This window comes from Streptomyces sp. NPDC088252 (genome assembly GCF_044740965.1).
Classification (GTDB): domain Bacteria; phylum Actinomycetota; class Actinomycetes; order Streptomycetales; family Streptomycetaceae; genus Streptomyces.
In genome coordinates, this window is sequence record NZ_JBIURS010000022.1 from 59,021 (window position 1) to 78,564 (window position 19,544).

Below are 19,544 nucleotides of genomic sequence, written 5' to 3' on the forward strand. Positions count from 1 at the left end.
GTGCAGCGGGAAAAGCGGTGGAGCTGGAAGCCGACGGGCGGATCGTACGTCTGTCCAGTCCGGACAAGGTCTATTTCCCCGAAAAGGGCTACACCAAGAGGGACGTGGCCGAGTACTTCCTGGCCGTGGGCCCCGGCATCACCCGTGCCCTGCACGACCGGCCGACCACCCTCCAGCGCTTCGTGGACGGCGTCGACGGCGAGTTCTTCTACCAGAAGCGGGCCCCGAAGAACCTTCCGGACTGGATCCCGACCGCCCGGATCGCGTTCCCCAGCGGCCGTCCCGCCGACGAGATCTGCCCCACCGAACTCGCCGCCGTCATCTGGGCCGCCAATCTCGGCACGCTCACCTTCCACCCCTGGCCGGTCCGGAGCGCCGACACCGACCATCCGGACGAGCTGCGCATCGACCTCGACCCGCAGCCCGGAACGGAGTACGCGGACGCGGTGCGGGCCGCCCATGAGCTGCGGTCCGTCCTCGACGACCACGGGCTGCGCGGCTGGCCCAAGACCTCCGGCGGCCGGGGCATCCACGTCTTCGTCCCCATCGAGCCGCGGTGGACCTTCACCGAGGTCCGGCGCGCCGCCATCGCTGCCGGGCGCGAACTGGAGCGCCGGATGCCGGACCGGGTCACCACCGCGTGGTGGAAGGAGGAGCGCGGCGAGCGGATCTTCGTCGACTTCAACCAGACCGCCCGGGACCGCACGATCGCCTCCGCCTACTCCGTACGCCCCTTTCCGCACGCCCCGGTCTCCGCCCCGCTGCGCTGGTCGGAGATCGACGACGCCGAACCGCGCGACTTCGACATCCGGACCCTGCCGAAGCGGTACGCGGACTCGGGCGACGTCCACGCGGACATGGACGAGCACGCCTTCCGGCTCGACGGGCTGCTGGAGCTGGCCGACCGGGACGAACGGGAGCGCGGGCTCGGTGACCTGCCCTACCCGCCGGAGTACCCGAAGATGCCGGGCGAACCGAAGCGGGTTCAGCCGAGCCGGGCCCGGCGCGACGAGGACGGCGATGCATGAGCGCACCCGACCTGGAGCCCTCCGCCCCGCACGGAGCACATGGCCGGCCCCTGGCCCGGGGTGACCGGTGGGCGGCGTTCAAGACGTCCCCGTATCTGCCCGCCGTCGTGCTCCTGTTCATCATCGCGGCCGCGGCCGGCCTCTTCGCGGGCTCCTACACGTACGCGATGGCCAACCCGACCCCGCGCAACATCCCGGTCGCCGCGGTCGGCCGGCTCGACACCGCGCGCGACAAGGTCTTCCTCGACCGGCTGGAGGGCGCGCTGAACACCTCGCTGGTGCTGCACGAGTACGCGAACGGTGGCGAGGCCCGCACCGCGCTGGAGGAGCAGAAGGTCTTCGCCGTCCTGCGGTCCGCGAACGGCGGGGTCGGCCTGGACGTGGCGAGCGCATCCGGGGCCTCGGTCGCCCAGTTGCTCACCGAGTCCGCGCTGAAGGTGGGGCAAGCGGTCCATGTGCCGGTGAAGGTCACGGACGTCAAGCCCCTGCAGCGGGGCGACCCGCGCGGCCTCGCTCTCTTCTACATCTCGCTCGCCGCGGTGATCGTCGGGTTCGTCGGCGCGATCCAGCTGAGCGTGCACGCCAAGGCGCTGCGGCCCCTGGAGCGGATCGGGTTCACCATCGCCTACGCTCTGCTCGGCGGGTTCGCCATCGCCGCCGTGGTGGACTGGCTGCTCGGCTCCGTCGATCTGCCGTTCGTCCAGTCGTGGTTGATCCTCGCCTTCACCATGCTCACCACGGGCATGGTCTTCACCATGTTCAACACCCTGATCGGGCGCTGGGCGATGCTCCCCACCTGGGGACTCATGGTGATGCTCGGCAACCCGTCGTCCGGCGGCGCGGTGTCCTGGCCGCTGCTGCCGTCGGTGCTCGGCTTCATCGGCCGCTGGCTCCCTCCGGGTGCCTCGGTCAACGCCCAGCACGCCGCCGTCTACTACCAGGGCCATCAGCGGGCCTTCCCGTACCTGGTGCTCGCCGGATGGCTGCTGGTCTCCTGCACGGTGTTCTGGGTGTGGCGGCACCGGCACCCGGGAGGCCGTGACCACATGCCCCGGCACGCGGTCACGGCCACTTGAGACCCGTTCGGGCTACAGCTCCTTGATCCGGATGTCGCGGTACGAGACCACGTCCGTGGCGCTGTGGACCTGGAGTCCGATGTAACCGGAGGCGTACCGCCGGCCGTCGGTTCCCGGGTCGTCACCCCGCGGCGGCTCGAAGACCTGACCGCCGTTGTTGTCGAACTCGTTCAGCAGGACACCGTTGCGATAGACCGAGTAGTGCTGGTCGACCACCCGGATCTCGTAATCGTTCCAGGTGCCCTTGGGGGTGACCCCGGCGCCGGCCAGACCGATCCGGTCGAAGCCGTAGATCGAGCCGGTCTTGTACATGTCGCCGTCCGGACGGTCGAGGATCTGCACCTCGTGGCCGTACTTGATGGCGACCCACTCCGGGCGTGACTCCTCCGGGTTGTCATGGACGTTCGGGAAGCGGACGAACACACCGCTGTTGGCGTTGCCGGTGCCGGGGGCGTCGTCCCGCCACTGGAGCTTGAGCGAGAAGTCGCCGTACTGCCGGCCCGGGAACCAGAGCATGCCCATGCCGTCCACCGTGGTGGAGCTGGTGATCGTGCCGTCGGCGTTGAGCCCGAACCTGCCGCCACCGACCTGCTGCCACTTGGCGAAGGACGCCGCCGTGCCGTCGAAGAGCTTCTTGTAGCCCTCGTCCTGGCCCGGCCTGCCGATCCCGGACTGCTTGGCCGCCCGGTAGATCTTCTTGTGCTCGCGGGCGTCGATCACACCGGCCGTGAGCAGCTTGTCCAGGACGGTGTCGACGTGCTTGAGGAACAGTGCGTGCGACGACCAGTCCTTCTCGTCCTCGATCAGTTCGTTGATCGTGCAGCGATTGCCGGTGATCCGGTTGGGAACCCCGGTGTCCACCGTGCCGACGATGACGGTGAGGCGCTCGTCGAACTCCGGGCAGTTCGGCGCCGGTACGCCCCCGCTCTGCGCGACGGTGAACGACACCTGCTTCGCGACGGAGGTGTTGCCGGCCTTGTCCGTCGCCCGGTGGGCGACCGTGTGGTAACCGACGCGGTCGACGATGACGGTGCCCGTGTACGCGAGGTACGGACCGCCGTCGAGCGAGTACTCGATCCTGTCGACGCCCGATTCGGTGTCGGTCGCGGTGATGGTCACCTTGGCGCTGGTGATGTAGGCGTTGTCGGAGTTCTTGTCGCCCGCGACCGCGGCCGAGGTCTCCGGCGGCGTCTTGTCCTGCGTCGGCGGCGCGACGACGGTGAAGTCGACGGACTTCTCGGCGGCGGTGTTGCCGGCCCTGTCGGTGGCCCGGTAGCGGACCTGGTGCGTGCCGGTCTCGTGCACCATCACCGGCGCGGTGTACGGCTTCCAGGCACCGTCCGCCCCGATCGCGTACTCGATGGTGTTGACACCGGACCCGGTGTCGGAGGCGGTCACGGTGACCGTCGCCATCCCGAGGTACCGCCCCTGGTCGTCCTGCTCCCCGGAGACGGTCGCCGAGGTCTCCGGCGGCGTCCTGTCGTCCGTCGGCGGTGCGGCGACCGCGAAGTCGACGGACTTCTCGGCGGCCGTGTTGCCCGCCTTGTCGGTGGCGCGGTACCGGACGGTGTGCGTTCCGACCTCGCTCACCACGATCGGTGTGGTGTACGGCTGCCAGGCGCCGTCCTCCCCGACCGCGTACTCGACGGTGTCCACACCCGAGCTGTCGTCGGTCGCCGAGACGGTGACCGTCGCCTGACCGACGTAGGCGCCGTCGGCGTTCTTGTCGCCGTCGACCTTCGCCGAGGTCTCGGGCGCGGTGGTGTCCGCACCGCCGCCGTCCGTCACGATGAGGATGCCCTGCATCGCCTCGTGCCCCGGCATGGTGCAGTGGTAGAAGTACCGGCCGGGGGAGAGCGTGACCTCGGCGGTGTGCTTGCCGCCCTGGTCGTCGGCGGGGTTGGCGAGGATGTTCAGCGGGACGTCGTTGTTGAACTCGGGGTCCGAGACGCTGAAGGTGAGGGTGTGCGGCATCCCCGTGGTGTTCCCGGTCGCCGCGCTGTTCTCGAAGACGATGGTCGCCTTGCCGGCCACCGCGGTCCTCGGAGCGGACAGATAGTGGTCGATGGGGTCGCCCGCCGTCCAGGTGAGGACCTGGTCGGCTGCGGCGGTGTCGGGAGCCGCGGTGCGGCCGTACGCCGCCGTCGAGGTCAGCCCCAGGACCATCAGGAGCGAACCGAGCAGAGCGAGCCACAACCGGACGGGCCCGTGGCGCCGTCGCGAGAAGACCGAACGGTGTCTCATCCCACTGCCGCCTTCCTGGCCAGGTCCGCGGCGGCCGGGGTCGGACCGCCGCCCTTGTACGTCACACGCCACAGCGCGGACTTGGAGTCGGAGGTGAAGAAGCCTCGCCCGTAGTCCAGGACGTACAGGGAACCGTCCGGGGCGAACTTCCAGTCCATCAGATTGCGGATGCCGTCGGCCCCGACCGGGATGATCTTCTTCAGGGATTCTGCGTGCGTGGGAAGACCGCCCTTGCCGGCCGTCTTCGGGTCGGTGAGCACGGCGTGCCGCGGCTGGGTGTCGTCGTAGAAGTCACCGACGAACCACTTGCCGTCCCAGTAGGAGGGCCACTTGTCGGCGCTGGTGCTCGCCGCGTCGTACCGGTAGACCGGACCGTTCATCGTGGCCTGACCGCCGCCCTTGAGCCACGGCAGCAGCAGCTTCTGCTCCTCCGCCTTGTAGCTCGGGACGCCGTTCGCGTCGCGCGGGTAGTCCACGCCACCGCCCTGAGGCGAGTACCAGATGGTGTTGGAGGTGATCGGCGGCAGATTCACCAGGCCGTCGTTGTTCGGGGACTCGTTCTTGGGGTGGTCGCAGTCGTACCAGCCGAGCGGCTTGCTCGGGTCGGGCAGATTGCGGTCCCGGTAGGGCTGCTTGTTGCCCATGCAGTACGGCCAGCCGTGATTCCCCGCTTTGGTGATCGCGGCGAACGTGTCGTACTTGGCCGGACCCCAGGTGGTGGACGGCGAGCCCGCGTCGGGGCCGACCCAGCCCGCGTACAGCGTGTCGGTCGCCTTGTCGACGGAGATGCGGGCCGGGTTGCGGACCCCCATCACATAGATCTCGCCGCGGGTCCTGCCGCCGCCCTCGTCCGGCTCCTTGCCGGTGAACAGATTGCCCTCGGGGAGCGTGTACGTACCGTCGTCCTCGGGGTGGATCCGCAGGATCTTGCCGTTGAGGTTGTTGGTGTTGCCCGCGGTGCGTCGGGCATCGGCGAACGAGACGCCCTTGTAGTTGGGTGCCGGGTTGTTGCCGGAGTAACCGTCGCTGAAGCCCGAGGAGTTGTTGTCACCGGTGGCGATGTACAGGTTGCCCTTGGAGTCCCAGGCCATCCCGCCGCCGGCGTGGCAGCAGCTGTGGATCTGGACCGGCCAGTGCAACAGCACCTTCTCGGAGGACAGATCGAGCTTGTTGGTGGTCAGGTCCAGGGTGAAGCGGGAGACCTGACGCACCGCCATCTGCTTGTCGCGGTCGATCTCCGAATGGGGTGTGTAGTGCAGATACACCCAGCCGTTCTTCTCGAAGTCCGGGTCCAGCTCGATCCCGAGCAAGCCCTCCTCGACCTTGATCAGCTCGTCGCCGCCGCCCTTGTTGCCGAAGATCGTCAGCGCGCCGGCGAGGGTGACCTTCTTGGTCTTCGGGTCGTAGACATGAATCTGTCCGAGACCCTTGCCGATGTCGGGGTTGTTCCAGTCGGTGACGACGGGCTTGCTGCTGTCGGCGCCGCCGCGACCGATGTACAGCACCCGCCCGTCGGGGGCGACGACCAGGCCGTGCGGTTCGCCGATCTGGTCGTTCTGGCCCGGCTGATTGGGCTGGGTGACGCGCTCCGCTTTGTAGTTGGAGGTGATCGTCGCCCTGCAGTCGGCCTGCGAGATCCGCGTCGTCCAGTTCAGCGCGCCGCGCAGATGGTCGCGGAAGTCGGTCTCCGCGAAGCTGTCGACCGTACCGCCCATCGCCGTGTAGAAGGACCTGCCGCCGTCGTAGTCCCGGCACCAGGAGACCGGGTGGTCCCAGCCGTTGGCGCTCGCGCCGGGCTTGTACGTGATCTCCCGGACGCGGGCCACGGTGTGCACGTCGCCGGACGGGTTCTTCGTCCAGTTCAGCCACTTGTCCGGGCGCTTCCACTCCAGCGGCAGGTTCTTGGTCGCCGGATGCTGCCGGTCTCCGATCTCAACCGTCGCACGCTGTACGCCGGTTGGGCTGCCTGCTGCCGGACGGGCTCCGATCAGACCGGTGAACCAGTCCGAGTACGGCTCGGTGCGTGCCGCGTCATGGATGCCGAGGAAGCCGCCGCCGGCCTCCATGTACGCCTCCAGACCGGCCTCCTGCTCCGGGTCGAGCACATCGCCGCCACCCGTGAGGAAGACCACGGCGTTGTACTTGCCGAGCTGCTTGCCGTTGGTGAAGACGGCCGGGTCGTCGGTGGCGACGGTGCGGAACCGGCCAGCCTCGGGCCCGGTGAGCCCGATCTTCTCGATCGCCGCGATTCCGGCGTCGACGGTCGGGGACTCCTCGGTGGCGGAGGCGTGGAACACCAGCACCTTGACATTGGCGCCGCCCGGCGGCGACGGGAGGGACAACGTTGTCGCCATGTTCTGCGGCGGCTCCGGATAGGGCCTGGCCGTGGCGGTGTTGGCGCCGAGCAAGGAGGCGGTCAATGCGCCGGCCGCCAGGGCCGCCGCAAGTCCGCGTCGCGATCTGGACCTGTGATGTGGTGTGCGCTGCATGTGGTCACCCACCCCTCTTTGGTCACTGCAACAGCGGATGAAGCTAGACCTCTTTTCGTGACTCGCCAATAGCTATGGCAGTAATGGCACGAACTTTGTCCTGGGTGTGGATAAACGAAGATCCCCCGGCTACGGTGTGGGCCGTCCGGGGGGCGCCCGCGCCCCGCCCATCCCGGTGCCCGCTGAAGCCGCCGCGATCCCCGTAACCTCCGTATCTCCGCAGTCCCCGAGAGCCGGGCGCGTTCGTAAAGACCCCGTAAATTCCTTAGTGCAGTGGGGAGTTCGACATGGACAGAAGGAGCTTCAATCGGCGATTGCTGGTGGGCGGTGGAGTGGCGGCCGCGACCGGCGTGACATCGTTGTCGCTCGGTGCGATCGAGGCCAGTTCGGCAGAGCCTCCACCGAAGACCGCCCCGGCGGGCGGCGTCGTCCGCCATCTCAAGCTGTACGCGGAGAAGCTGACGGACGGCCGGATGGGGTACGGCCTGGAGAAGGGCAAGGCGTCGGTGCCCGGACCCCTCATCGAGATCAACGAGGGCGACACCCTGCACATCGAGTTCGAGAACGCGATGGACGTGCCGGCCAGTCTTCACGCGCACGGCGTCGACTACGACATCGCGAGCGACGGCACCCGGATGAACAAGAGCATCGTCGAGCCGGGCGACACCCGCACCTACACCTGGCGCACCCATGTGCCGGGCCGGCGCAAGGACGGCACCTGGCAGCCGGGCAGCGCGGGCTACTGGCACTACCACGACCATGTCGTCGGCACGGACCACGGCACCGGCGGCATCCGGAAGGGCCTGTACGGTCCGGTGATCGTCCGGCGCAAGGGAGACATCCTGCCGGACAAGACGATCACGATCGTCTTCAACGACATGACGATCAACAACAAGGCGGCCCATGAGAGCCCCAACTTCGAGGCCACGGTGGGGGACCGGCTCGAAGTGGTCATGATCACCCACGGCGAGTACTACCACACGTTCCACATCCACGGCCATCGCTGGGCGGACAACCGGACCGGACTGCTCACCGGCCCCGACGATCCGAGCCGGGTCATCGACACGAAGATCGTGGGCCCGGCGGACTCCTTCGGTTTCCAGGTCATCGCGGGCGAACACGTGGGCGCCGGTGCCTGGATGTATCACTGCCATGTGCAGAGCCACTCCGACATGGGCATGGCCGGACTGCTGCTGGTCGCCAAGCCGGACGGCACCGTGCCGGGGTACGACCCGCACGACATGACGACCCACACGACCGCTCCGGACAAGACCGCTCCGGACAAGACCGCTCCGGACAAGACCGCTCCGGACAAGACCGGTAAGGACAAGGCCGGTAAGGACAAGACCGGTAAGGACAAGGCCGGTATGAGCATGGACATGACCGATACGGACAAGGCCGGCAGGGACAGGACCGTTTCGGACGGAACGGGCTCCGGGAAGAGCGCTGCTGGGGGCGCCTGATCAGGACATCGAGCCCCCGGCCCGCCAGGGGCTCGATGTCCTCGGGCGAGGCGAGCGGGGCGGCCGGTGGGCTGCGGCCGGGCGGTGCCGGACTGCCCGTGAAACCGCTCGGGCGCCCGCTCTGGCGGTGATCCTGCTGTGCCCGGTCGCCGGATACGGGTCCTCGACGTGCTCCGGCGCAGTGAATCCGGCATCCATTGCGGCAGGTTGCCTTCAGGTCCGGACCCGCCGGGTGAAGCGGCGCAGGGCGAGGTGGCCGAAGGCGGCCGTGCCGAAGGTGAGGGCCGTGAGGTAGGCCCAGGTCGGCAGGTGGCCGGTGGCGGGCGTCAGGTTCGCACGCAGGCCCTCGCTCATGTAGACGAGTGGGTTGACGAGCGTGAGGACCTGGACCCAGCCGATCGAGTCCAGCCCGGTCCATGGGTAGTAGACGCAGCCCAGCATCGTGCCGGCGGCCAGGAGCAGGCCCAGCAGCGCCCCGAAGGCGGAGGCGTCGATCGCCGTGCCGAGGAGCAGCCCGAGCGTGGACGCGAGCAGCGCGCTGAGGACCAGGGTGGCCACGAGCAGGGGCCAGTTGCCGACCTGGGCCCGCGGCGCGGCGCCCGGCGCGTGCACGAGCCACACGATCGGGACGACCAGGAGGGATGAGACCAGGCCGAAGATCGCCGATGAGGTGATCTTCTGGAGGCCCAGAGCCCAGACGGGCAGCGGGGCCAGGGCACGGTCGGTGATCTCGCGGCCGGGACCGAGTTCGGCGGCCAGCGGCCCGGTGACGGACATGATGCTCTGCAGCGTCAGAGTGCCGGCCATCAGGCCGGGGAGCAGGATCGTCGAGAACGAGGTGGCTCCGCCGGGGCCGCTGCCGATGCTGGGCATCACGTACGCGAAGGCGAAGGTGAAGAGCAGCGGCTGAAGACCCACCTGCAGGAGCAGGACCGGAAGGTTGTGGCCGAGGACGTGCAGGTCGCGGGCGGTCAGTGCCCGGTAGGCGCGCCAGGCCGCCCGGCGGGACGACTGCTCGCGGGGGACGGTGGAGGTGAGGGGCGAGGCGGTCATGGCCGGTAGTCGCGTCCGGTCAGGGTGAGGAAGGCGGCCTGGAGGCTGGGGGCGTGGTGGCGGCACTCGTCGCACCTCCGGCAGATGCATCAGGGTCCGGCCGATCATGACCCGGCGGGCCTGGCCGCCGGAGAGCTGATGGACCTCGGCGCCGGCCTTGTCGGCGAGCGCGAACTGCTCCAGCAACTCCAGCGCCCGGCGACGGGCGGCCGACGCGGACATGCCGAAGTAGCGTCCCCGGAAGGCGAGGTTGTCCAGCACGGTGAGCGCGCGGTCCAAGGTGTTGGCCTGGGGCACCACGCCGATACGGGACTTCACGCCGACCGGGTCGGAGCCGACCTCGTGGCCCGCGACCCACGCCCTGCCGGCGGTGGGCGCGACCAGCGTGGTGAGCATGCCGATCGTGGTGGACTTGCCGGCACCGTTGGTGCCGAGCAGGCCGAAGAACTCGCCCTGGTTGATGGTGAGGTCCAGGCCTTCGAGGGCGACGAGGTCGTCCTGCCCTCGCTGGTAGACCTTGCGCAGGCCCGCCGCGCGGATGGCTGTCGCGGTGCCGGACGGGTTGACGGGTGGTCGGTGCGGGGCGGGGGCGGTCTCCATGAGGGACTCCTACGGGGTTACGGGGGCGAGGTTCCGTGGGCCGGAAGCCCGGCGCCGCCGAGGCGGGTCAGCAGGGTGGAGAGGTGGCGGACGTCCTCCTCGTTCCACAAGGGGGCGGCGAAGATCTCGGCGGCGATCTGCTCGGCCGAGGCGAGCATGTCCTGCAGGCGTTCACGGCCGGTGTCGGTCAGTGCCGCATGGGCCACCCGCCCGTCACGGGCGTCCGTCTCCCGTGTGACCAGCCCGATCCGCTCCAGCGGGGCCAGTCCCCGGGTCACCCCGGAGGCGGTCAGCCCCAAGGTCTCGGCCAGGTCCACCCGGCGCATCCGGTCTCCGGGCGCCTGCTGCAGACGCAGCAACATCGTGAAGTCGGCCAGGCTCACGCCGTGCAGCCCCGACAGGGTCGCGTCGAACCGCTTCACCAGGGCCGTCTGGGCCCGGACGAGACGCAGCGACACATCCAGCGCATCACTCATTGCTTCCTCCTTGACTGCTCAAGCATATCGCTATGCTTGAGCAGTCAAGGATTTGTTCGTTCCGGGAGTGCGAAGAACTTCCGCGCCGGATGCCGCGATTCAGATCTCGCGGCCGAGGTGCGGATCGGAGTGACAGCGGGCCGTCGGGCCTGCTGATGCCCGGCGAGGCGAGCGCCTGTCCGGGACGGATCGCGCGGAGAGGCATCCCTGGCGGACGGGAGGCGGACGGGAGGATGGGGTGTCGCTACGGGATCAGCCGTTCTGCTGGGCTGCGGTGCGGCGCTGTCGTTTGCCCAGTGGTGCCTGGGAGAGGTCCTCGGCGTTGCTCCTGAGGTTCTTGTAGCCGTAGCCGCGTTCGGCCAGCCATGTCTTCGCCGCGTCTTCGGCGCGTTCGGTCGCTTCCAGGATGTCCTCTTCCTCTTCCCCCGAGTCCAGGAAGCGGAAGGTGAAGGCGGGGCGCGCGGCCAGGTCGTAGCTGAGGTGCCCCTCGGGGGTGAACGCCGCGCGCAGGATGTCGTGCTCCGCGGCGCGGGCCAGGAGTTCTGCGCGCTGATCGGCGCCGAGTCCGTCGAAGACACCGCGGACGGTGATACGGAAGGTGTGAATACTCATCCCACGAGCCTAACCAGCGTGATCGTCTCGGCTCCACCACGTTTCCTGCCGCCCGCGGCCGGCGTCACGGGAGGCGGTTCCGGACGCCCGCCGGGGGAGCGCGGGAGGTGGGCGACGGTCCGCGAGCCCTCTCGTGCGGCCCGCATTGCCTGCGTCAGGGCCGGTAGACGCACTCCGTCGGCGTCGAGTGCTTCTTCCAGCCCAGCGCCTCGTACAGTGCGCGTCCCGCGTCCGTCGCGCCGAGAATGACTCCTGCGTGCAGGCCGGGTCGGCACCTGCCCGGCAGCCGGGCGGGCCCCGCGCGCCCGGATCGGTGAACGCCCGGTTCGGCCCCTCCCCGGAGGAGCCGAACCCCACGCCGTCGGGTGAGGCCGCCCATGACCCGGTGGCATCGGCTTCTGACCGGTCAGTTCTCCGGTGCCGCCGCGACCGTTCCGTCCGCTCGGGTGGCCAGGCGCAGCTGTTCCTCCTCGACGATGCGTCGGGCGAGAGCCCCGTCCGACACGTCCACGGCGTCCGGCGTCGTCTCGGCGACGGCGCTGCGCCGTGCGTACAGGTCGAACAGCCGCTCCTTGCGGGCCAGGATGTTGAGCATCCGTTCGTCGACGCTGTCGGCGGCGAGGAGCCGGTGCACCCGCACGGTCCGTATCTGTCCCATCCGATGGGCGCGGGCCACCGCCTGGTGCTCCATCGTCGGCTTGATCTGCGGTTCGCAGATGATGACGACCGAGGCGGCCTGCATGTTCAGCCCGACACCGCCGGCCTGGATCTGACTCAGCAGGACGGCATGGCCCTCCACGGCGGCGAAGTCGTCGATGATCTCCTGGCGCCGCGCGGCCGGGAGACTCCCCGCGAGAGGCCCGAACGCGCTCTCTCCCAGGGCCTGTTCGACGGCGAGGAGCACCTCGCGGAAGTACGAGAACACGACGACCTTGAGGCCGTTGTCCGCGGCCTCCGCGACGAGTTCGCGCAGCCGGTGCAGCTTGGCGGACGTGGCGGGCCGGGCGTACGCGGCCCGGCGCATCCGCATGAAGTGCCCGGCGCCCACTGCCTCGCGGTAGGCGTCGAGATCGCCCTCGCTGAACTCCACCGACTCGTCCACCTGCACCAGCGCCGGGAGTTCCGTCAGGACATCCTGCTGGTTGCGCCGCAGATAGGCCGGGGCGACGGCCTTGCGGAAGGCGTGCGAACCCGCGGCTCCATGGGTGGTGTGGATCGAGGGAGCCAATTCGGGCTGGAGGTGGCGGACGAGGCTGCGGAACTCCTCGACACGGTTCTCCATCGGCGTACCCGTCAGGAACAGCACGCGTTCGGTGCGTTGCGTCCAGCCGGACACCGCCCGGGACCGGCGGGTGGCGGGGTTCTTCACATAGTGGGCCTCGTCGACCACGAGCATGCCGGGTGCTATTCCGCAGTCCCGGGCGGCCGGCAGGGTGTGCAGCGCGTCGAACGTGGTGAGGGCGACCCCGCCGGACTCCCGCCACTCGGTGAACGCGCCCTGCCGCTCGGGGCCGTGCACCGGCAGCGCGCGCAGGGTGGACCGGGCGCGGACCTCGCGCGCCCAGTTGATCAGTACGCTCGCCGGGCAGACCACCAGGAAGTGGGTCTCGCCCCGTGCGGAGAGATGCGCGAGCGCGGCAATGGCCTGGACGGTCTTGCCGAGCCCCATCTCGTCACCGAGGATCACCCGCTTCTGCGCGAGCGCGAACCGTGCGCCGAACGACTGGTAGCCGCGCAGGGAGACACGCAGATGGGCGTCGTCGAGCCGCAGGCCGCGCACCCGGTCCGCGATCCCGGTCGGGAGGAACCCCTCGGCCGCGGCCCGGTCGGGGCCGGTGCCCGACAGCTCGGCGAGCAGGCTGTAGTACTCGGCGGAGCGCAGTTCGAAGTCGACCCATGCCGCGACGTCCGACTCCGGCTCCCGCAGCAGATCGACGGACACCTGCCCGAACAGCAGGAGAAGCTCGCGCGCGACGGCTTCGGCGACGACGGTCCGTACCGAGGCGACGGCCGCCAGTGCCTCGGCGCGGGCCGGACGCCGGGCGAACAGCATGCGCAGCCGTCCCCGAGCCGGTCCCGCAGCGGTCAGCAGCGGCTCAAGGGTCCCGATGAGCCGGACCGCCGCGTCCACCGCCCGGCGGACGTCGGGGCCGGCCTCGACCAGCCGGTGCAACGCGGTGACCAGTGCGGTCGTGGAGTCGTCCGGAGTGTCCACGTCTATCCGGACCGCGACCGTGTCCCGTACCGCGTGGGCGATCTGCCCGGCCGCTGCCAGTGCCTGGTCGGCGGTCTGCGCGCCGACTCCCGGGATCTGGCGTAGTTCGTAGCGATTGGCCTCGTGGACCTGGCCGACGTTCGTGAAGCCGGCCTGTTCGACCGCGCCGAGGCGCAGCCTGCCCTCGGTGACGTCCTTGAGCCGGGAGACGGGGATCGCCGACAGTTCGCGACGGATGAGGGAGTCGAGCAGCGGAGCCAGCGCCGTGTGCACCGCTTCGACGGCGCGGGCGTGATCGGCCCGCACCGCGCGCGCCGTGTCCAGCAGACGCTCGGCCTGCGCCAGCAGCTCCCGGGCCGCCCTTCCCGTGGGTGCCCCGGCCTCCGTCGGTCCGGCCTCTGTCATGTACGTTCCTCTGTCCGCGCAGCCCGGCTGCCGCCCCGCCCGGCACCTGCCCCGGGCGATTCATATCGTGCCACGCGGTGCCGACAGCGCCTTCGGGTCAGGGCGCCGGAGGACGGCGTTCCGCCGGGGACAGCAGCAGGATCTCCAGGGCTCGCGCACAGGAGCGGGCCTGCGACAGGAACCACTCGGTGCGCGCGTCCGTGATCACGGACGGCGTGGCCCGGACCGCGAGGGCGAAGCGCGCGTACCCGGACCCGTCCAGCACCGGGACCGCCAGGGTCCGCACCCCGTACGCCGACTCGCCGTCGTTGAGTGCGTAGCAGTCGGACCTGACCTTCGCCAATTCGACCTCCAGCGCGGCAGGTTCGACGATCGTGCGGTCGGTGAACGCGGGGAGCGGGGGAAGGGAGGAGGGCCCGCCCTCGCCCGGCCGGGCCCAGGCCAGCAGTACCTTGCCGAGAGCCGTGGAGTGCAGCGGCCTGCGCAGCCCCGTCCTCGGGGTGACCGAACCACCCGCGACGATCACCGCATGGGGCCCGCTGCGCAGCGCCAGGTCCGCGGTGGCCCCCGTGCGTTCGGCGAGATCCGCCAGCTCCGGGGCGGCCAGATGCAGACCGCGCTGGTGGTACGAGAGCCGGCCCAGCTCGGTCACGGCGGGGCCGAGCCGGTAGCGGGACGTGCGGGCGTCCTGCTCCAGGAAGCCGGCGCCGACCAGTGTCCGGGCCAGCCGGTGCGCCGTGGAGACCGAGAGTTCGAGGCGGCGGGCGAGGTCGGACGCGCTGAGGTCGGGGCCGTTGTCGTGGAAGCAGTGCAGCACGTCCAGAGCACGCCGAACCGCCTGCGCTCCGCCGGGAGCACGCGCCGTCGCGGCCTCGGTCATATCGGGTCACTCTCCGCTCGTGAGGGGGATGATGGGGCATGTAGTTGCCACATTACGGGAGTTGAGAGCCAGGACAACGCTGCCAGGAAACACTCCGTTCATACCCAATCCCACATCATGGGAAGCGAGTTGTGGGTCGACGCGCGTCCGTGGCAGGCTGCTGCCCGTCACCACCGACGAGCAGAAGGGAGCAGTGCCATGACCGGCCGCCGAACCGCGACCTCCGCACCCGCCGCTCCGGTCCTGCTCGCCCTCACACTGCGCCGTCACATCGACCTGGCGCGGGTCTCCAGCGCCGTCTGTCGCTGACCCTCCTCCCTTACCCGCGCTTCTTCTCCCACGGCCCGCCGCGTCCCCGGCACGGCCCGGGTCCTGTCGCCGTACGCGGTGCCCACATCCCCGACGTACCTGCCGCACGCTCTGACTCCATCCCCTTCACCGACCTCTCGGGAAGACTCCATGACGCATGCCGTCCTGCCCAGGACGCTCTGGTTCACCCGCTGTCCCGTCCCCACCGCGACCGGCATCGCCGCCGACCGGCAGTGGCTCACCGAGGAGTTCGCCCCCGACGGCATCACGGTGCGCTCCCTCCAGGACGCCGCACCCGACGCCGACCGGGCCGCCCACTTCACCCATGCCCTGCCGGGTCTCTTCCGCGAGGGCGGCAACGTTCCCGCCCTGTGGGCCCGTTCGCGTGGCGAGCGGACACGGCTGATCGGTCTCACCTGGATCGAGGAACGGCAGACCGTACTGGTCGGGCCCGGCTCCGGCATCAGGGGCGTCGAGGCCCTGCGCGGGCTACGGCTCGCCGTTCCCACGCACGACATCGCCATCGACTTCTGGCGGGCCATGGCCCTGCGCGGATTCGAGGGCGCGCTCGCCGGCGCCGGACTCGCGCTGGACGACGCCACGCTCGTCGACGTACCCGCGGCGGAACACCAGGGCCAGTGGGCGGCCGAGCTGGCGGCGCTGCGACGCGGTGACGTCGACGCCGTGTACGTGAAGGGTGCACTGGCCGTCGAGGCCGCACGGCGGGCGGGCGCCGAGATCGCCGTCGAGCTCGACGAACTGCCCGACCGCCGGTTCCGGATCAACAACGGCACCCCGCGCCCCATCACCGTCCATCAGCAGCTCCTCGACGACCACCCCGATCTCGTCGACCGCTTCCTCGCCGTCCTGCTCCGGGCCGCCGACTGGGCCGCCGGACAGCCCCGCGAGGTCGCCCGGATCCTCGGCGCCGAGACCGGGGCGGGCGCCGAGGGCGTCGCCGGGGCCTACCGGCCGGGCACCCACCTGACCCTCCACCCCGATCTCTCCCCGGAACGCCTCGCCCTGCTCGCCGGACAGGAGGCCGGGCTGCGCGCCCACGGCTTCCTGCCCGAACCCGTCGACGTCACGGACTGGGCCGACCCCGAACCGCTGCGCCGCGCCACCGCACTCGCCCGCAGTCACCCCGCCGCCTCCGCACGTCCCGCCCCCTGAGCCACGAGGACCCCCAACGCCATGAAGCTTCCCCGACCACTGCGTACGGCCGTCGCCCGCGCGCTCCTCGCCACCACCGCACTCCTCGCCCTGACCGCGTGCGGAACCTCCGGTGCCGACAGCGGCAGCGGAGGATCCGGTGCCGGGGGCACGGTGGACATCCGCATCCCCGACCCCGGCAACTCCGGCGTGCTCGCCCTCGGCAAGAAGGACGGCAGCCTCGACAAGGCGCTCGCCGAGGTCGGTGCCAAGGTGCGGTGGACCGGCAGCGCCGGGCCCTTCGCCCCGGCCGCCCAGGCGATGAACGCCGACCAGCTCGACATCGCCACCGGCTCCATCACCTCGGGCATCACCTCGCTCGCCCAGCGCCCCGGATTCAAGTTCTTCACCGCCGTCGACCCGGACGCGGCGGGCGAGGGCATCCTCGTCAAGAACGGCTCCGGCATCGAATCGGTCGCCGACCTGGTCGGCAGGAAGGTCGCCGTCAACCAGGGGGGAACCGGCGAATACCTGCTGCTGAAGGCGCTCGCCGAGGCCGGTGTCCCCGCCGACAAGGTCAAGCGGGTCTATCTGCGCCCCGACCAGACCGCCGCCGTCTTCAACGCGGGCAAGGTCGACGCCTGGGCCGTCTGGGCGACCTACGCCGTCGCCGAAATCGGCACCGGCAAGGCGCACTTCGTCGCCGACGGCGCCGCGATCGGCTCCGACAACTACAGCCTCAACGCCGTACGCACGGGCTTCGCGGAGCAGCACCCGAAGGTCGTGAAGGCGCTCTACCAGTACCTCCACGACGCCAGTGCCAAGGAGAAGCAGGACCCCGCCGCGTACCTCAATGTCTTCACCGACGTGGGACCGACCGCCGTCACCGGCAGGGCGAAGCAGGTCCAGACCGACTTCACCCGCAAGAGCGGCACGGTCGGGCCCATCGGCCCCGAGGACATCAAGCGCTTCGAGGCCGTCGCCGCTTTCTACGCCGAACAGAAGGTCACCACGACCAAGGTCGACATCGCCGCCCACCTCCTCGACATCGAGAAGCTGAAATGAGCGACGCCGCCCTGCATCCGGGCCTCGTCCGACCGCGCCCCCAGCGGCGCCGGGCACGCAGCCGGACCTACTCCCTGACCGTCCGGGCACTCGGTCCGGTCGCCCTCCTCGCGCTCTGGTGGGCGGCATCAGCCAACGGGCTCCTCACCCCCGACGTCCTGGCATCCCCCGTCGAAGTGCTGCACGCCGTGGGCGAGTTGTGGGGCAACGGACAGCTGCCCGACGCGCTCACCACCTCCCTCACCCGCTCCGGACTCGGCCTCCTCATCGGGCTCGCCGCCGGGCTGACCCTCGGGATCACCACCGGATTCACCCGCCTCGGCGACGAACTCCTCGACTCCTCCCTGCAGACCCTGCGCACCATTCCCTTCCTCTCCCTGGTTCCCCTGTTCATGGTCTGGTTCGGGATCAACGAGACGGCGAAGATCCTGCTCATCGCCGTCGCCACCACCTTCCCGATGTACGTGTCGACATCGAGCGGAGTGCGCAACACCGACCCCAAGCTCGTCGAAGCCATGCGCAGCTTCGGCATGGGCCGGCTCGCCCTCGTGCGCGAAGTCGTCCTTCCCGGAGCCCTGCCCTCCCTGCTCGCCGGACTGCGGCTCTCCATGACGCTCAGTGTCATCGCGTTGATCGCCGCCGAGGAGATCAACGCGACGGCCGGCATCGGCTACCTGATGTCCCAGGCACAGAGTTACGCCCGCACCGACATCCTCGCCGTCTGCATCCTCGTCTACGGGCTGCTCGGCCTCACCGCCGACATCGTCGTGCGGCTGCTGGAGCGTGGGCTGATGCCCTGGCGCACCCCGCAAGGAGCCCGCCGATGACCGACCCGACCCCTGTACCGGCGGTACGGGTACGCGGACTGCGCCGCGTGTTCGGCGACCGTGCCGTGCTCGACGGCCTCGGACTGGACATCGCACGGGGCGAGTTCGTCGCCCTGCTCGGCGCCAGCGGAAGCGGCAAGACGACGCTGCTGCGCATTCTGGGCGCACTCGACGGCGCCGACGAGGGAGAGGTCCTCGTCCCCCGGGCACGCACCGTCGTCTTCCAGGAGCCCCGGCTCGTGCCGTCGAAGAAGGTCCTCGCCAATGTGACGGTGGCGCTGCCGCGCGGCCGTTCCGGGCACGGGCTGCGGGCCCTGGCCGAAGTCGGTCTGGAACGGCACGCCGACGCCTGGCCCGCCACCCTCTCCGGCGGCGAGGCCCAGCGGGTCGCACTCGCCCGCGCCCTGGTCCGTGAACCCGAACTGCTCCTGCTGGACGAGCCGTTCGCGGCACTCGACGCCCTGACCCGGTTGCGGATGCAGGACCTGGTGGGGGAGCTGTGCCGCAGACACCGGCCCGCCGTCCTCCTCGTCACCCACGACGTCGACGAAGCGGTACGGCTCGCCGACCGGGTCGCCGTCCTGCGCGACGGCCGGCTCGTCACCGACGAGCCCGTCACCGTCGACCGGCCGCGCGACCCCGGCGACCCCGCGTTCTCGGCCCTGCGCCGACGACTCCTCGACGATCTCGGGGTCGAGACGCCCCCGCGCCCCTCACATCCCTCGACCACCCCCGAACGCACCGAAGCCGGAGTGATCTGAATGACCATCACCATCGGAGTGCACAGCAGCAATCCGTCCCTCTACCACCTGTACCACCTCTCCCGGCTGGGCCTGGCCCAGGAGGAACTGGCCCCGCTCGGCGAGAGCGTCGTCTTCCACCCGTACACCGACGGCGTCCGCACCGGCGAACTCCTCAGTCAGGGCGTCATCGACTTCGGCGGCACCGGCTCCACCCCGCCGGTCACCGCCCAGGCGGCGGGCCACGACATCGTGTACGCCGCCGTCTCCGCCCCGCGCCCCGAACACGGCGCGCTCCTCGTCCCCGAGGACAGCCCCGTACGGACCGTCGCCGACCTCGAGGGCACCACCGTCCACCTCGCGATCGGCTCCTGGCAGACCCATCTGATCGCCAAGGCGCTCGACGACGCCGGGCTGTCGTACGCCGACGACATCACCGCCGTCCGCGGCGGCGACGACAGCGAGGAGCTGCTGCGCACCGGTGCCATCGCCGCCTGGGTCGCGCAGGGCGCCCAGCTCGCCGCGGCCCGCCGCACCGGAGGGCTGCGCACCCTGATCCGTACCGGCGACGTCATCACCGACCGTTCCGTCTTCTTCGCCCGCCGGGACCTGGCCGAAAGCCGGCCCGAGATCATCGAGGCGCTCACCCGCGCCCTGCGGCGCGCCGACGAATGGGCGGCGGCCCATCCCCGACAGGCCGCCGAGATCGCCGCCGCCGACCTCGGCGGATCCGCCGACGACTGGGAGACCGCGCTGCGCACCCTGCCCTGGAGGATCGAGCCCGTCACCGACGCCTTCATCGCCGAGCAGCAGGAGGCGGCGGACATCTTCCACCGCACCGGCTTCATCGACCGGCCGGTCACCGTCGCCCACGCCCGCGCCGGTGCCCTCGCCGACAAGGCGGCGTGAC

At 70.5% G+C, this 19,544-nt stretch carries 16 protein-coding genes; 9 read left to right on the forward strand and 7 right to left on the reverse strand.

Going from position 1 to position 19,544, the window contains the following annotated elements; genetic code table 11:
- The first annotated feature begins 17 nt into the window (after positions 1-17).
- The gene (gene ligD / locus ACIOHC_RS33430) at positions 18-1,028 is read left to right on the forward strand and encodes a non-homologous end-joining DNA ligase (RefSeq protein WP_365689879.1); all 1,011 of its coding nucleotides are present in this window, start codon (positions 18-20) and stop codon (positions 1,026-1,028) included.
- A complete protein-coding gene (locus ACIOHC_RS33435; protein ID WP_365689814.1) occupies positions 1,025-2,104 on the forward strand; it encodes an ABC transporter permease in 1,080 nt (359 codons plus the stop codon). Before ligD ends, ACIOHC_RS33435 begins: the two co-directional genes overlap by 4 nt.
- Positions 2,105-2,116: 12 nt before the next feature.
- Here the strand turns inward: ACIOHC_RS33435 and ACIOHC_RS33440 are convergent, their stop codons facing one another.
- Positions 2,117-4,348 (reverse strand): OmpL47-type beta-barrel domain-containing protein, encoded by a 2,232-nt coding sequence (locus tag ACIOHC_RS33440; RefSeq protein WP_365689812.1) that lies wholly within the window; start codon positions 4,346-4,348, stop codon positions 2,117-2,119.
- The gene (locus ACIOHC_RS33445; RefSeq protein WP_401845235.1) at positions 4,345-6,837 is read right to left on the reverse strand and encodes a ThuA domain-containing protein; all 2,493 of its coding nucleotides are present in this window, start codon (positions 6,835-6,837) and stop codon (positions 4,345-4,347) included. The genes ACIOHC_RS33440 and ACIOHC_RS33445 overlap by 4 nt, the downstream gene beginning before the upstream one ends.
- Before the next feature lie 287 nt (positions 6,838-7,124).
- On the opposite strand from ACIOHC_RS33445, the gene ACIOHC_RS33450 reads away from it, so the two are divergent.
- A complete protein-coding gene (locus ACIOHC_RS33450) occupies positions 7,125-8,300 on the forward strand; it encodes a multicopper oxidase domain-containing protein (RefSeq protein WP_365689810.1) in 1,176 nt (391 codons plus the stop codon).
- Between the two features lie 213 nt (positions 8,301-8,513).
- Here the strand turns inward: ACIOHC_RS33450 and ACIOHC_RS33455 are convergent, their stop codons facing one another.
- The 5 genes from ACIOHC_RS33455 to ACIOHC_RS33475 form a co-directional block, all read right to left on the reverse strand.
- Positions 8,514-9,953, reverse strand: coding sequence for an ABC transporter ATP-binding protein/permease (locus tag ACIOHC_RS33455; protein ID WP_365689808.1), 1,440 nt, complete (start codon positions 9,951-9,953; stop codon positions 8,514-8,516).
- Between the two features lie 17 nt (positions 9,954-9,970).
- Positions 9,971-10,429, reverse strand: coding sequence for a MarR family winged helix-turn-helix transcriptional regulator (locus ACIOHC_RS33460; RefSeq protein WP_351072746.1), 459 nt, complete (start codon positions 10,427-10,429; stop codon positions 9,971-9,973).
- A 252-nt stretch (positions 10,430-10,681) separates the two neighbouring features.
- Positions 10,682-11,041 (reverse strand): DUF6204 family protein, encoded by a 360-nt coding sequence (locus ACIOHC_RS33465; RefSeq protein WP_351072744.1) that lies wholly within the window; start codon positions 11,039-11,041, stop codon positions 10,682-10,684.
- Positions 11,042-11,447: 406 nt separating this feature from the next.
- Positions 11,448-13,661, reverse strand: coding sequence for a DEAD/DEAH box helicase (locus ACIOHC_RS33470; RefSeq protein ID WP_401845240.1), 2,214 nt, complete (start codon positions 13,659-13,661; stop codon positions 11,448-11,450).
- Between the two features lie 97 nt (positions 13,662-13,758).
- On the reverse strand, positions 13,759-14,541 hold the full coding sequence (locus tag ACIOHC_RS33475) for an IclR family transcriptional regulator (RefSeq protein ID WP_351072740.1): 783 nt from the start codon (positions 14,539-14,541) through the stop codon (positions 13,759-13,761).
- Between the two features lie 198 nt (positions 14,542-14,739).
- On the opposite strand from ACIOHC_RS33475, the gene ACIOHC_RS33480 reads away from it, so the two are divergent.
- The 6 genes from ACIOHC_RS33480 (at position 14,740) to ACIOHC_RS33505 (ending at position 19,543) form a co-directional block, all read left to right on the forward strand.
- The gene (locus ACIOHC_RS33480) at positions 14,740-14,850 is read left to right on the forward strand and encodes a putative leader peptide (protein ID WP_351072738.1); all 111 of its coding nucleotides are present in this window, start codon (positions 14,740-14,742) and stop codon (positions 14,848-14,850) included.
- 150 nt (positions 14,851-15,000) lie between these two features.
- On the forward strand, positions 15,001-16,023 hold the full coding sequence (locus tag ACIOHC_RS33485; protein WP_351072736.1) for an ABC transporter substrate-binding protein: 1,023 nt from the start codon (positions 15,001-15,003) through the stop codon (positions 16,021-16,023).
- Positions 16,024-16,044: 21 nt separating this feature from the next.
- A complete protein-coding gene (locus ACIOHC_RS33490; RefSeq protein ID WP_401845244.1) occupies positions 16,045-17,067 on the forward strand; it encodes an ABC transporter substrate-binding protein in 1,023 nt (340 codons plus the stop codon).
- Positions 17,064-17,894 carry an ABC transporter permease gene (locus tag ACIOHC_RS33495; RefSeq protein WP_351072733.1) on the forward strand — a complete coding sequence of 277 codons (831 nt, stop codon included), beginning with the start codon at positions 17,064-17,066 and terminating at the stop codon, positions 17,892-17,894. The genes ACIOHC_RS33490 and ACIOHC_RS33495 overlap by 4 nt, the downstream gene beginning before the upstream one ends.
- Positions 17,891-18,655, forward strand: coding sequence for an ABC transporter ATP-binding protein (locus ACIOHC_RS33500; protein ID WP_351072731.1), 765 nt, complete (start codon positions 17,891-17,893; stop codon positions 18,653-18,655). The genes ACIOHC_RS33495 and ACIOHC_RS33500 overlap by 4 nt, the downstream gene beginning before the upstream one ends.
- The gene (locus tag ACIOHC_RS33505; RefSeq protein WP_351072729.1) at positions 18,656-19,543 is read left to right on the forward strand and encodes an ABC transporter substrate-binding protein; all 888 of its coding nucleotides are present in this window, start codon (positions 18,656-18,658) and stop codon (positions 19,541-19,543) included.
- The last annotated feature ends 1 nt before the right edge of the window (position 19,544 follow it).

Excerpts from the sequence above, each read along its gene's own strand:
- ACIOHC_RS33480 (WP_351072738.1), top strand. The coding sequence starts at position 14,740 with ATGACCGGCCGCCGAACCGCGACCTCCGCACCCGCCGCTCCGGTCCTG.
- ACIOHC_RS33500 (WP_351072731.1), top strand. The coding sequence starts at position 17,891 with ATGACCGACCCGACCCCTGTACCGGCGGTACGGGTACGCGGACTGCGC.
- ACIOHC_RS33450 (WP_365689810.1), top strand. The coding sequence starts at position 7,125 with ATGGACAGAAGGAGCTTCAATCGGCGATTGCTGGTGGGCGGTGGAGTG.
- ACIOHC_RS33485 (WP_351072736.1), top strand. The coding sequence starts at position 15,001 with ATGACGCATGCCGTCCTGCCCAGGACGCTCTGGTTCACCCGCTGTCCC.
- ACIOHC_RS33440 (WP_365689812.1), bottom strand. The coding sequence starts at position 4,348 with ATGAGACACCGTTCGGTCTTCTCGCGACGGCGCCACGGGCCCGTCCGG.
- ACIOHC_RS33460 (WP_351072746.1), bottom strand. The coding sequence starts at position 10,429 with ATGAGTGATGCGCTGGATGTGTCGCTGCGTCTCGTCCGGGCCCAGACG.
- ACIOHC_RS33445 (WP_401845235.1), bottom strand. The coding sequence starts at position 6,837 with ATGCAGCGCACACCACATCACAGGTCCAGATCGCGACGCGGACTTGCG.
- ACIOHC_RS33495 (WP_351072733.1), top strand. The coding sequence starts at position 17,064 with ATGAGCGACGCCGCCCTGCATCCGGGCCTCGTCCGACCGCGCCCCCAG.
- ACIOHC_RS33475 (WP_351072740.1), bottom strand. The coding sequence starts at position 14,541 with ATGACCGAGGCCGCGACGGCGCGTGCTCCCGGCGGAGCGCAGGCGGTT.
- ACIOHC_RS33490 (WP_401845244.1), top strand. The coding sequence starts at position 16,045 with ATGAAGCTTCCCCGACCACTGCGTACGGCCGTCGCCCGCGCGCTCCTC.
- ACIOHC_RS33505 (WP_351072729.1), top strand. The coding sequence starts at position 18,656 with ATGACCATCACCATCGGAGTGCACAGCAGCAATCCGTCCCTCTACCAC.
- ACIOHC_RS33435 (WP_365689814.1), top strand. The coding sequence starts at position 1,025 with ATGAGCGCACCCGACCTGGAGCCCTCCGCCCCGCACGGAGCACATGGC.
- ACIOHC_RS33470 (WP_401845240.1), bottom strand. The coding sequence starts at position 13,661 with ATGACAGAGGCCGGACCGACGGAGGCCGGGGCACCCACGGGAAGGGCG.
- ACIOHC_RS33465 (WP_351072744.1), bottom strand. The coding sequence starts at position 11,041 with ATGAGTATTCACACCTTCCGTATCACCGTCCGCGGTGTCTTCGACGGA.
- ACIOHC_RS33455 (WP_365689808.1), bottom strand. The coding sequence starts at position 9,953 with ATGGAGACCGCCCCCGCCCCGCACCGACCACCCGTCAACCCGTCCGGC.